This is a genomic window from Streptomyces sp. NPDC034670 (genome assembly GCF_055574875.1).
This window is the reverse complement of sequence record NZ_JBVITR010000093.1, coordinates 1-12,332: the sequence shown is the minus strand read 5'-3', so window position 1 is coordinate 12,332 and position 12,332 is coordinate 1. Positions and strand designations below refer to the sequence as shown.

The 12,332-nt window shown below is 74.5% G+C and carries 10 protein-coding genes; 5 read left to right on the top strand and 5 right to left on the bottom strand.

What is annotated here, in order from left to right:
• Positions 1-252: 252 nt before the first annotated feature.
• The 3 genes from ACZ56B_RS31955 to ACZ56B_RS31945 all read right to left on the bottom strand — a co-directional run bounded on the left by ACZ56B_RS31955 (position 253) and on the right by ACZ56B_RS31945 (position 5,235).
• Positions 253-1,617: an FAD-dependent oxidoreductase gene (locus ACZ56B_RS31955; RefSeq protein ID WP_468798320.1), complete on the bottom strand. Its 1,365-nt coding sequence runs from the start codon at positions 1,615-1,617 to the stop codon at positions 253-255.
• A 126-nt stretch (positions 1,618-1,743) separates the two neighbouring features.
• Positions 1,744-4,485 carry a SpoIIE family protein phosphatase gene (locus ACZ56B_RS31950; RefSeq protein WP_468798317.1) on the bottom strand — a complete coding sequence of 914 codons (2,742 nt, stop codon included), beginning with the start codon at positions 4,483-4,485 and terminating at the stop codon, positions 1,744-1,746.
• A gap of 204 nt (positions 4,486-4,689) precedes the next feature.
• Complete coding sequence (locus ACZ56B_RS31945) at positions 4,690-5,235, bottom strand: hypothetical protein (RefSeq protein ID WP_468798314.1); 546 nt, start codon at positions 5,233-5,235, stop codon at positions 4,690-4,692.
• Between the two features lie 740 nt (positions 5,236-5,975).
• Between ACZ56B_RS31945 and ACZ56B_RS31940 the strand changes: the two genes are divergently transcribed.
• Positions 5,976-6,206 (top strand): DUF397 domain-containing protein, encoded by a 231-nt coding sequence (locus ACZ56B_RS31940; protein ID WP_468798311.1) that lies wholly within the window; start codon positions 5,976-5,978, stop codon positions 6,204-6,206.
• A 121-nt stretch (positions 6,207-6,327) separates the two neighbouring features.
• Complete coding sequence (locus tag ACZ56B_RS31935) at positions 6,328-7,248, top strand: helix-turn-helix domain-containing protein (protein WP_468798308.1); 921 nt, start codon at positions 6,328-6,330, stop codon at positions 7,246-7,248.
• Positions 7,249-7,298: 50 nt separating this feature from the next.
• Here the strand turns inward: ACZ56B_RS31935 and ACZ56B_RS31930 are convergent, their stop codons facing one another.
• Positions 7,299-8,120 (bottom strand): SAM-dependent methyltransferase, encoded by an 822-nt coding sequence (locus ACZ56B_RS31930; RefSeq protein WP_468798305.1) that lies wholly within the window; start codon positions 8,118-8,120, stop codon positions 7,299-7,301.
• A 334-nt stretch (positions 8,121-8,454) separates the two neighbouring features.
• On the opposite strand from ACZ56B_RS31930, the gene ACZ56B_RS31925 reads away from it, so the two are divergent.
• A complete protein-coding gene (locus tag ACZ56B_RS31925; protein ID WP_468798302.1) occupies positions 8,455-10,137 on the top strand; it encodes a hypothetical protein in 1,683 nt (560 codons plus the stop codon).
• A 61-nt stretch (positions 10,138-10,198) separates the two neighbouring features.
• Here ACZ56B_RS31925 and ACZ56B_RS31920 read toward each other — a convergent pair whose 3' ends face one another.
• Positions 10,199-10,435 carry a hypothetical protein gene (locus ACZ56B_RS31920; protein WP_468798299.1) on the bottom strand — a complete coding sequence of 79 codons (237 nt, stop codon included), beginning with the start codon at positions 10,433-10,435 and terminating at the stop codon, positions 10,199-10,201.
• A gap of 114 nt (positions 10,436-10,549) precedes the next feature.
• Here ACZ56B_RS31920 and ACZ56B_RS31915 point away from each other — a divergent pair, with 114 nt between their 5' ends.
• Positions 10,550-10,762 carry a hypothetical protein gene (locus ACZ56B_RS31915; protein ID WP_468798296.1) on the top strand — a complete coding sequence of 71 codons (213 nt, stop codon included), beginning with the start codon at positions 10,550-10,552 and terminating at the stop codon, positions 10,760-10,762.
• A 470-nt stretch (positions 10,763-11,232) separates the two neighbouring features.
• Positions 11,233-12,177 (top strand): bis(hydroxyethyl) terephthalate hydrolase, encoded by a 945-nt coding sequence (gene bdeA / locus ACZ56B_RS31910; RefSeq protein ID WP_468798293.1) that lies wholly within the window; start codon positions 11,233-11,235, stop codon positions 12,175-12,177.
• Positions 12,178-12,332 lie beyond the last annotated feature (155 nt).

Sequence of the window (12,332 nt, the reverse complement as noted above, 5' to 3'; positions counted from 1 at the left end):
GCGTCCTCGTGAGGTCACTCCGCATGACGCACCCTGGCCGCAACACCGCCCGAAGCGACCTCGCCGAAGCCGCTTGACATCCATAGGAGCATCCCGCGGACCCGGGGCCCTCCCACGGCCGCCGGCCCCGGCCCGGCGGCCCACCGCCGGCGCCGGCCCGCTCGTGGAACGCGACGCACCCGTCGCCGTCCCGGCCGGAGCCGCACCCGGCGTACGCGTGGACGCCGGGCCGGCCGCTCGGGCGGCGACGGCTCACGCGCCGCTGGCCCGCAGCATGTCCTCGCGCTCGACGATCTTCACGCGCTCGCGGCCCTGCGGCTCGCCCAGCGCCTTCTCCGCGGCGTCCAGGCGGTACCAGCCGTCCCAGGTGGTGAAGCGGATGCCGCGCTCGGCGAGGAACGCGTCCACCGCCTCCGGACCGGGGGAGGAGGGCGTGAGCAGCCGCCCGTTCGCGTAGTCGTCCAGCAGGTTCGCCACCGTCTCGTTGGCGTCGCCCTTGGTGTGGCCGATCAGGCCCACGGGGCCGCGCCGGATCCAGCCGGTGACGTAGGTGGACCGCAGGTGCTCGCCGGTCTCCTGCAGGACGCGCCCGCCCCGGTCCGGGACCGTGCCGGACTCGAGGTCCCAGGGCAGCTTGGGCAGCTTGTCGGAGAGGTAGCCCACCGCGCGGTAGACCGCGCTGACGTCCCAGTCCTTGAAGGTGCCGGTGCCCTTGACGTTGCCGGTGCCGTCGAGCGCGGTGCGCTCGGTGCGCAGGCCGACCACCTTGCCGTCCTCGCCGAGGATCTCCACCGGCGACTCGAAGAAGTGCAGGAACAGCTTGTGCGGGCGGTCGCCGGTGTCGCGGATCGCCCAGTTCTCCAGGGTCTTGGCCACCATGTCGGCCTGCTTGTTGCCGCGCCGGGTGGCGATCGACCCCTCGTCGTAGTCGATGTCCTCGGGGTCGACGATCACCTCGATGCTGGGGGAGTGGTCCAGCTCCCTCAGCTCCATCGGGCTGAACTTGGCCTGCGCCGGGCCGCGGCGGCCGAACACGTGGATCTCCACGGCCCTGTTGGCCTTCAGGCCCTCGTACACGTTCGGCGGGATCTCCGTCGGCAGCAGCTCGTCCGCCGTCTTGGCGAGGATCCGGGCGACGTCGAGGGCCACGTTGCCGACGCCGAGCACGGCGACCTTCTCCGCCTCGAGCGGCCAGGTGCGCGGCACGTCGGGGTGGCCGTCGTACCAGGAGACGAAGTCCGCGGCGCCGTAGGAGCCGTCGAGGTCGATGCCCGGGACGGGCAGCGCGCGGTCGGCCATGGCGCCGGTGGCGAAGATCACGCCGTCGTAGAACGCGCGCAGGTCGTCGAGGTGGAGGTCGGTGCCGTAGTCCACGTTGCCGAACAGGCGGATCTGCGGCTTGTCGAGCACCTGGTGGAGGGCCGTGATGATGCCCTTGATCCGCGGGTGGTCGGGGGCGACGCCGTACCGGATCAGTCCGAACGGCGCCGGCATGCGCTCGAAGATGTCGATGGACACGCCGGGTTCGGCGGCCACGTCGGACTTGAGCAGGGCGTCGGCGGCGTAGATCCCGGCGGGGCCGGATCCGACGATGGCTACCCGCAGGGGGCGGGACATGGTCAGGTTCCCTTCGAGCGAGGACAGGCGACTCACCCGAGAGCCTAAGCTGAGGCATGCCTTACCTGGTACGCGGGTCCGGTCTATGGGGGCATAAGTCGACCTTATGACTTCTCCCGGGACCCCTTATGGATCCGGGATCGGCTGTTCCGTCCAGATGACCTTGCCGGCCGGCAGGTAGCGGGTGCCCCAGCGCTCGGCGAGCTGGGAGACCAGGAACAGGCCCCGTCCGCCCTCGTCCGTCATGGTCGCGTACCGCAGGTGCGGCGAGGTGCTGCTGCTGTCGTAGACCTCGCAGATCAGGTTGCGGTCGTGGAGCATGCGCACCTGGATGGGGGCCTCGCCGTACCGGAGGGCGTTGGTGACCAGCTCGCTCAGGATCAGCTCCGTGGTGAACGCCAGCTCGTCCAGCCCCCACTCGGCCAGCTTCCGGGCGACCGCGGCGCGCACCTCGGCGACCGCCGCCGGATCGGACGGCACCGGCCACTCGGCGATCCGGTCGGCGGGCAGGGTCCGCGTCCGCGCCACGATCAGGGCGATGTCGTCGCCGCCCCGGCCCGGACGCCGGGACTCCAGCACCGTCCGGCAGGTCTCCTCGGGGGAGTCCCCGGACCGGGACAGGGCCTCGCGCAGCATGTCCAGGCCCTCGTCGATGTCGTGCTCCCGGTCCTCGACGAGCCCGTCGGTGTAGAGGACGAGGCGGCTGCCCTCCGGCAGTTCCAGTTCGGCGGTCTCGAAGGGCAGGCCGCCGAGTCCCAGCGGGGGCCCGGCGGGCACGTCCGGGAACTCCACGCCGCCGTCCGGACGGGCCAGGGCCGGCGGGGGGTGGCCCGCGCGGGCGACGGTGCAGTGCCGCGAGACCGGGTCGTAGACGGCGTACAGGCAGGTCGCCCCGGTCACCGGGGCGCTGTCCTCCTGCGCCTCGTCCTGGTCGATGCGGGCGACCAGCTCGTCGAGCAGGGTGAGCAGTTCGTCGGGCGGCAGGTCCAGCGCGGAGAAGTTGTGCACCGCCGTGCGCAGCCGGCCCATCGTGGCCGCGGCGTGCAGGCCGTGGCCGACGACGTCGCCGACCACGAGGGCGACCCGGGCCCCGGACAGCGGCAGGACGTCGAACCAGTCCCCGCCCACCCCGGCCTGCGCGGGCAGGTAGCGGTAGGCGATCTCCAGGGCGGTCTGCTCCGGCAGGCTGCGCGGCAGCAGGCTGCGCTGGAGCGTCACCGCCATGCTGTGCTCGCGCGTGTAGCGGCGCGCGTTGTCGATGGAGACCGCGGCCCGGGCGACCAGCTCCTCCGCCAGTGCCTGCTCCTCGGTGTCGAACGGCTCGGGCTTCTCGGAGCGCCAGAAGCTGACCACGCCGAGCACCAGGGAGCCGGCCCGCAGCGGCACGGTGATCAGGGAATGGATGCCGTAGTCCACGACCTGTCCGGAGCGTTCGAGGTCCTGCGCCCGCCACCCCGGGGCGTCGCCGAGCCGGGGTTCCAGGACGGGCCGGCCGGTGGCGAGACTGCGGCCCTGCGGGGAGGAGCCGACGAAGCGGATCTTCTCGTCCACGGGATAGAGCGGGGCGTCCCCGCGGATCCCCGTCAGGGCGGTGCGGCGCAGCGCGCCCGCCGCGTCCGGGTGGCCGCCCGCCAGCACCGGCTCGAACAGGTCCACCGTGGCGAAGTCCGCGAACCGGGGCACGGCCAGCTCGGCGAGCTCCTCGGCCGTGCGGGTGACGTCCAGGCTCGTCCCGATGCCCACCCCGGCCTCGTAGAGCATGTTGAGCCGCTCGCGCGCCGTCTCGGCGCGGCCGGACAGGGCGCGCAGCTCGGTGGAGTCCCGGACCGTGGCGACGCTGCCGGGCGGGCCGCCCGTGCGGTCGGTGGGCCGCTGGTTGACCGCCAGCAGTCGGTCGCCCACCAGGTGCACCTCGTCCGTGGCGATCCGCCCGGAGGACAGCAGGTCGGCGGTGTCGGGGTCCAGGCCGATGTCCAGCACGTGCCTGCCCTCCCCGTCCTCGGGCAGGCCGAGCAGGCGGTGCGCCTCGTCGTTGGCGAGCATCAGCGTCCCGTCCCCGTCGACGATGACCACCCCCTCGCGCACCGCGTGCAGCACCGCGTCGTGGTGTTCGTACATCCGGGTCATCTCGTGCGGGCCCAGGCCGTGGGTCTGGCGCAGCAGCCGTCTGCTCACCAGGGCCGCGCCCCCGGTGGCCAGGGCGAGCGCGGCGGCTGCCGCGCCCAGCAGGAGGGGCAGCTGGCTGTCGGCGGCCCCGCCGACGTGCTCGGTCGTGATGCCCGCGGACACGAGACCCACGACGGTGCCGTCGGCGTTCTCGACCGGCACCACGGCCTGGACGAGTTCGCCGATGGTCCCCTGGATCTCCTCGACCACCGGTTCGCCGGCCAGCGCGGGTCCGGTCGTGCCGACGAACTGCTTGCCGATGCGGTCCGGCCGGGGGTGCGTGTAGCGGATGCCGTCGGTGTTCATGACCACGACGAAGTCGACGTCCGCCTGTGCGCGGGCGGCCTCGGCGCGCGGCTGGAGCACGGCCGTCGGGTCGGGGGAGCCGAGCGCCTCGACGACGCCCGGCGCGTGGGCGAAGGTCTGTGCGACGGCGAGCGAGAGGGCGCGGGCCTCCCGCGTGCTGTCCCGCCGCACCTGCAGCACCAGCGCGACGACGGCCGCCGAGACCAGCAGCAGCACGAGCACCAGGTGCAGCACGAACACCTGTCCGGCGACGCTGCGTCCGCTCAGCACCGACCGCAGCTGCGCCACCGGACGCCACCGCGAGCGCTCGCCCCGTTCCCGCCGGCGCCGGACGGACGCCGTGGCGTCGGACCGCGGGGACGACCGGGTCCTGGAGCGACCCATGAGTCGGACCATGTGCCATGTCTACACTGCCGCGTCACGCAAGGCGAGAGCGTCACCCACGGTGACCGGCGGTCCCCCCTCCGCCGGTCACCGCTTCCGGGCCGCGCGCGGCCGCTCCCCTCGGCCCGCGCGCGGCCCTCCCCCCAGCACGCGGCCCGTCCCCCCGGCGCCGCGCGCGTTCCATGACCGGGCCACCCGGAACCCGGCCCGCGGGCCTCACTCGGCCAGTGCGCGGGCCAGTTCCGTCGTGGCGCGGGCGATCTCGGTGTCCTGCTCGGCCATCAGCCGGTTCAGCTCGCCGCGCCGGGCGCGCACCGCCTGCCGGGCCGCCCGCTCCCACACCACCGGGTTCTCACGGCGGTTGAGGAGCTTGGGGTACGCGGCGGCGGTGCTCTCCCACTGCCGGGCGTCGGCGATGGCCTTGAGCAGCCGGATGATCTGGGCCCGGCAGGCGACGTGCGGCAGCTGGGCCAGCTCCCAGAGGAAGGGGACCGTGGCGGCGGTCGCCTGCTCCGTGACGAAGCCGTACTGACAGATCCGTTTCCGCAGGTCCTCCAGGGCGGCCCGGGCCGTGCCGGCGTCCCCCCAGGCGATGCCGTTGAGCAGCAGGGGGATGGCCGCCGCCGATCCGGTGGAGTCCTGGATGTCGCCCCACGGCACACGGGACAGCGCCGTGAGGGGCGTGGTCCGCGCCACCCCGGTGGGGGACGTGCGGCGCACGGGGTGCTCGCTGCTCGGCTGTTCCGTCGAAGCGCTGCGCATGGCGTGGATGCCTTTCCGCGGCAGTCGTGTCGGGTGGACGGGTGGGTGGGCGGCCGGTCCCGCACCGCCTTGCCCGCCGGCGGGGTGGGGTCCGGCCCCACGCCCCGGGCGGGGCGTCGACGACGCCCGGCCCTCGGCCGCGCTCCTTGGAGGCGGAGCCGGGAACGCGGACGGGCGGGCGGTCGTCGGAGAAGGTGAGGGGCGGATGCGCCGGTTCCGGACGGAATCCGGGCCGGATCTCCGGCGCGTTCGCGCACCGCGGTGCCGCGTGCGGCGCGGTGCCGGCGGTGAGCCCGGTGACCACGGGGGCGGCGGCGTCGCGGCGGTGGCCGAGCGACCGGACGCGCGGGGTGTCACGGGCGGAGGGGCGGGCGCGGGCGAGACCCTCCCGGCTGCGTCCGGCCCGCGGCGCGGTGCCGCGCGCCGCGCCGCGTCGGGGGCGGCTTCCCGTACGGCGCCGCCGCGGGCGGGCCGGGGGCGGGCGCCGCGGCCCCGGTCGGCTGCCGGAATGCTAAATGCGCAGGTGATGACACGGCATCTCCCCGATGCGACGTCAGGACGGGGCATCAACCCGGGGTTGACGCCCCGGCTATTATCCACGCTGACGGCGCTCGTGTGCAATTGCACGGGAAATTGCACGAGAGGGGGGCGGGGCGAGTGCGGCCGACAGGACCCGGCCCGCTCCGGGCGAACGGCCGGCCCCGCGCGTGGCGGGACACGCGAACGACAAGGAGACTGCGGTGGCAGGAGTGCGGAACGGAGTGCGGGCCAGCCAGTTGGACGCCCGCTGGATCAAGAGCCGGCACAGCAACGCCGAGGGCAACTGCGTCGAGGTGGCCCCGTTGACCGGCGGGGCGATCGCGGTGCGCAACTCCCGCGACCCCGACGGGCCCGCCCTGGTCTACACGGCCGCGGAGCTGGCGGCGTTCCTCGCCGGCGCGAAGGACGGCGAGTTCGACCACCTGGTCTGACCCGGCGACGGCCGGCGGAGTGCGACTCCCCGCTTTCCCCGACTTCTGCGTGCGGGTGCGGTGCGGCGGGGCGAGGTGCGATAGTGTGAATCGCCCCTGTGCCGGTCTGCTGGGAGTCAGGATGTCCACCGCATCGCCCCGCATCTCCCGTCTGGAACCCTACCTGGACAGGCCCGAGCCGGCTCCGACCCTGCTGAAGATGCTGGTCGGTGTGCAACTGGCGGGCTTCCGCGAGGACGCCGGGCTGGCCCAGGACCAGGCGGCGCGTGCCGTCGGTTTCAGCGCGGCGAAGCTGTCCCGCATCGAGTCCGGCAAGGGCCGCCGCCCGCCGACCGAGAGCGATGTCCGGGCGCTGCTGGAGCTGTACCGCACCGACGCCTACGAGGCCTCGGTGCTGCTCAAACTGCTGCGGCGCGCCGGGGAGCCGGGCTGGTGGCAGCGGTACGACAAGCGGCTGATGCCCGAGTGGTTCGACCGCCTGGTCGGTCTCCAGGAGGCCGCCGCCACCATCCGCACCTTCGAGATCCAGTACGTCCCCGGTCTGCTGCAGACCGCCGCGTACACCCGCGCGGTGGTCGAGCGCGGACTGCCGAACGCCCCGGAGAGCGAGGTGCGGCGCAGGGTCGAACTGCGCATGCGCCGTGCGGAGCTGCTGACGCGTGAGGGCGCTCCGCAGCTGTGGGCCGTCATCGACGAGTCGGTCCTGCTGCGCGTCCTGGGCAGCCCGGAGGTGATGCGCGAGCAGCTCGCGCACCTGGTGCGGATGGCCGAGCGGCCCAATGTGACGGTGCAGATCGTCCCGCTGGACGTGACGAACGCCTCGGCGCCCGCCATTCCGGTGACGTATCTGCGCTTCGACGGCCTCGACCTGCCCGACGTGGTCTACCTGGAGCACATCAGGAGCGCCAACTTCCTCGAGGACCGCGACGAGACGGAGGAGTACCGGATCGCGCTGGACCGCCTCGCCGACGAGGCCCTCAAGCCCCGCGCGTCCGTGGACCTGCTGCGCAGGACGATGCGGGAGCGCTACCCCGCGTCGTGACGACGCCCGCGCGGGCGTCGCCGCCCGGCGGGCGGCGACCACGCACCGGGCTACCGCGGGATCCGGCCCACGCCGCCGAACTCGATCCACTCCTGGGAGAGCTGGCGGGGCGCCACCTCGGTGTCCGGACGCCAGGCGGACACCTCCACCAGACCCGGCTCCAGGACCTCCAGGTCCTCGAAGTACGACGCGACGTCCTCCTCCCGGCGCACGCGGCCCCAGCGCCCCCGGGTCGCCTTGTCCATGAAGTCGGTCACGAAGGAGCGGACCTCCGGGTCCTCGCTGACCAGCTGGCACATCACCAGGAAGCTGCCGGGCGCGAGCCGTTCGCGCACCCGGCGGACGAGGGCGAGCGGCCCGTCGGTGTCGCTGTCCGGGATGCAGTGGAACACCGAGTTGAACAGCACGCACACCGGCTCCGAGAAGTCGATCAGGCGCCGGGTCTCGGGGTGGCCGAAGATCTCGTCGGTCTCGCGCATGTCGGCCTGTATGACCACGGTGCGCTCGTCCTGCTCCAGCAGGGCGCGGCCGTGCACCAGCACCATCGGGTCGTTGTCGACGTACACCACGTGGGTGGTCGGGTCGATGCGCTGCGCGACCTGGTGGACGTTGTCCTGGGTGGGCAGGCCGGAGCCGTGGTCGAGGTACTGCCGTATGCCGTGCTCCCGGGTGAGGGTCCGGACCACCCGCTGGAGGAAGCGCCGGTTGTTCAGGGCCAGGCGGCGCGTGCTGGGCACCACTTTGTCGAGTTCCTCGACCGCGGCGCGGTCCGCCGCGTAGTTGTCCTTGCCGCCCAGGTAATAGTCGTACATGCGTGCGGCCGTCGGCACGGTGGCGTCGATCTCGGTGGACGGTCGCTTGCCCGTGTGCATCGTTCCCCCTGCGGAATACCGCGCCAACTGGACTGGCCGGACAGGGGACACATCCTAGGGAGCGGCACGCGGCCCGTGCCAGCCGATCGGCGGACAAGACCACCGGCGAACGACGCACCGGCCGCACCCGGTCACGCAGGGCGTCCGGCCGGCTGCCCGGTGTGAGGAACGGGGGCCCGGAGCGCGCCGGACGCCCCGCGCGGCGCGGCGGGGGCGCGGGGCCCCGCCGGCGCCTGCGCGAGCGCCGGTGCCCCGCTATCGTCGGTTCCGTCCGGACGGGGCGCCCGCCGCCGACGGGACGGCGGCCGGCCCGTGCGCTCTCCGGGAGGCAGGCATGGACGACTACTACGACCTCGGCACCTACGCCCGGCCCGTGACGACCTCCTCCGCCGAGGCCCAACTCTGGTTCGACCGCGGGCTGATGTGGACGTACGCGTTCAACCACGAGGAGGCCGTCGCCTGCTTCGAGAAGGCCGCCGCGGCCGACCCCGACTGCGCCATGGCCCACTGGGGCATCGCCTACGCCCTCGGACCGAACTACAACAAGCCCTGGGACGCCTTCGACGGCGACGAGCTCGTCCGCACCGTCGCCCGCACGCACGACGCGGTCGAGCGGGCGCACGAGAGGGCCGCGCACGCCACCCCCGTCGAGCAGGCCCTCGTCGGGGCCCTGCGCGCCCGCTACCCGCAGTCGCGGGCCGCGGAGGACTGCTCGGTGTGGAACGAGCCCTACGCGGACCGGATGCGCGAGGTGCACGCGAGCGCCCCCGACGACCCGGACGTGGCCACGCTCTGCGCCGACGCCCTGATGAACCTCACGCCCTGGCAGCTGTGGGACCTCGGGACCGGCCGCCCGGCGGAGGGCGCCCGCACCCTGGAGGCCAAGGCGGTGCTCGACGCCGCGCTCGCCACCGGCACCGGCGCCCGGCACCCCGGGATCCTGCACCTGTACATCCACCTGATGGAGATGTCCCCCACGCCGGAAGCGGCCCTCACCGTCGCCGACCGGCTGCGCGGAGCCGTCCCCGACGCCGGGCACCTGCTCCACATGCCCTCGCACCTGGAGGTGCTGTGCGGCGACTACCGCCGGGTCGTCTCGGACAACACCCTCGCCGTCGCCGCCGACGAGAAGTACCTCGAGCGCGCCGGCGCCATGAACTTCTACACGCTCTACCGCGCCCACAACCACCACTTCAGGATCTACGGCGCCATGTTCGCCGGCCAGTCGGAGGTCGCCCTGGACGCCGCCGCGCGGCTCGAGGCCGCCGTCCCCGAGGAACTGCTCCGGGTGCAGAGCCCGCCCATGGCCGACTGGCTCGAGGGGTTCCTCGCGATGCGCGTGCACGTCCTGATCCGCTTCGGCCGGTGGGACGAGATCCTGGCCCTGCCGTTCCCGGCCGACCCGGAGCTCCACTGCGTGACCACCGCCATGCTCCACTACGCCCGCGGCGTCGCCCTCTCCGCGACCGGTGCGACCGACGCGGCCGGGGCCGAACGGGAGGACTTCCGCGCGGCCGTGAGCCGGGTCCCCGGGACCCGGATGCTGTTCAACAACACCTGTCGCGACATCCTCGCCGTCGCGGCGGCGATGCTGGACGGCGAACTCGCCTACCGCGAGGGCGACCACGAGACCGCCTTCGCCGCCCTGGAGCGGGCCGTCGAGCTGGACGACAACCTGCCCTACGACGAACCCTGGGGCTGGATGCAGCCCACCCGGCACGCCCTGGGCGCGCTGCTGCTGGAGCAGGGGCGCGTGGCGCAGGCCGAGGCGGTCTACCGCGCGGACCTCGGTCTCGACGCCACCCTGCCCCGGCCCCTGCAGCACCCCGGGAACGTCTGGGCGCTGCACGGGTTCCACGAGTGCCTGCTGCGCACCGGCAGGACGGGGGAGGCCGCGATCGTGGCCCAGCAGCTCACACGGGCGGCCGCGCTGGCGGACGTACCGATCGAGGCCTCCTGCTTCTGCCGCTCGGGGTCCCCTTCCGCGACGGCCGGCGACCACCACCACTGTCCCTGAGACGCCGCCGCGGAGCGGCCCGGCACCGGGCCGCTCCGCGGCGGCGCGGGCCGTCCCGGCCTCAGTCGGCCGCGGCCCCCGCCTGACGCCGGGGCCCCGACTCCACGACGGCCTGGAACGTCTTCATGCAGGAGAAGCAGTGCCGGTCCGTCGCATGCCGCCGACGGGACTCCTCCCGCTTCTCCACCCCGCACAGCGTGGACGTCTTGTCAGGGGTGAGGACATGCCACACCGGCTCCCCCGAAGTGTCTGCACCGCACCACATCTCGTGCATTTCCAGCTCCCTCCGGGTAGGCATGGAGGCCGCTTCCATACGACCACGGCGCGGACCGGGGCGGCTCGCCCGGACGGCCACTCGGGTGACGCGCGGGGCCGGGATGCGGAGCCGCCCTCCCGGCCGGACCCTGGAAGGATGACGAAGGCACCGGTCGGGGTGCACCCGCCGCTCGGGTCGGGCGGACGGCGGGTGACCGTGCGCGGTGAGATCGTCGGCCTCGCGTACTCCGACCGGGACGTGGTGGAGCTCCTGCGACGGGCGGGGCTGCCGCAGGGCGAACGGCTGCTGGACGATCCGGCCTGGGTGCAGTGGATCGGCGGCCGGGCCCACGTCTACGGCGCGGCGTGACGGGCCCGGCCGGGCCGTGCGCCCGGCCGCTTCGCGGCACGTGAGAGCCCCCGCCCGCGGCACGTGCCGGAGACGGAGCGCGTGATCCCCCGCACCGCGGTCCCCGTCGGCGCCGGTTCCGACGGGGACCGCGGCCGTTCGTCCGCCCCGTCCGCCCCCATCCGCCCCCGGCCCGCGGCGTCCGCCGGCCGGGGGACCGGCGGGCCGTCCGCCGCGCCGGCTCCTCGTGGCACGGGGCACCGCCCCGGCCCGCGCCGGGCGGGCGCCGGGTCCGCGCGGCGCGCACCGGCCCGCGCGGCGCGGTGCGGAGACCGGTGATATTGCCGGTCCGCACCGGCCCCCTCCTCTCCGACAGTGGCACCGCCAGCCCATCGGCGGCGCCCCCGGCCGGCGCACGGGCACCTTCCCATGCCGTACTCCCGTGCCACCGGCCGGCGGGCGGTCCGCCGCGACAGAGAGGACCACTCGTCGTGCACCAGCACCCCCACACCGGCACCGACGAACCGACCGCCCGGCCGCTCGCGTCCCGCGCCGGGCGGCGCGGGACCGGCCGGTTCGCCGGACTGGCCGCGGCCCTCGCCGCCGTCGTCGGCCTCACCACCCTCAGCGGCCCCGGCGCCCACGCGGCGGACAACCCCTACGAGCGCGGCCCGGCGCCGACGGAGTCCAGCATCGAGGCGCTGCGCGGCCCCTACGCCGTGTCGGACGTCTCCGTCTCCTCGCTCTCGGTGACCGGCTTCGGCGGAGGCACCATCTACTACCCGACCAGCACCGCCGACGGCACCTTCGGCGCGATCGCCGTCTCGCCCGGCTTCACCGCCTACGAGTCCTCCATCGCCTGGCTGGGCCCGCGCCTGGCCTCCCAGGGCTTCGTGGTCTTCACCATCGACACCAACACCACCCTCGACCAGCCCGCCTCCCGCGGCGACCAGTTGCTCGCCGCGCTGGACTACCTGACCCAGCGCAGCGTGGTCCGCGGCCGCGTCGACGGCAGCCGGCTCGGTGTCATGGGCCACTCCATGGGCGGCGGCGGCAGCCTCGAAGCCGCCAAGGACCGGCCCTCGCTCCAGGCCGCGATCCCGCTGACGCCCTGGAACCTCGACAAGACCTGGCCCGAGGTCAGGACCCCCACGCTGATCTTCGGGGCCGACGGCGACACGATCGCCCCGGTCGCCACGCACGCCGAGCCCCTGTACGCGGGCCTGCCGTCCTCCCTGGACCGCGCCTACCTGGAACTGAACAACGCCTCCCACTTCACGCCCAACACGTCGAACACGACGATCGCGAAGTACAGCATCGCGTGGCTGAAGCGGTTCATCGACAACGACACCCGCTACGAGAAGTTCCTGTGCCCGCTGCCGCGGCCGAGCCTGACGATCGAGGAGGCACGGGGCAACTGCCCGCACACCTCCTGACGGCCGGTCGGCCCCGGCGGCCGGTCGGCTCCGATGACCGGCCGGACCCGGCCGGACGGCGACCCGGGGGGGGGGGGGGGGGGGGGGGGGGGGGGGGGGGGGGGGGGGGGGGGGGGGGGGGGGGGGGGGGGGGGGGGGGGGGGGGGGGGGGGGGG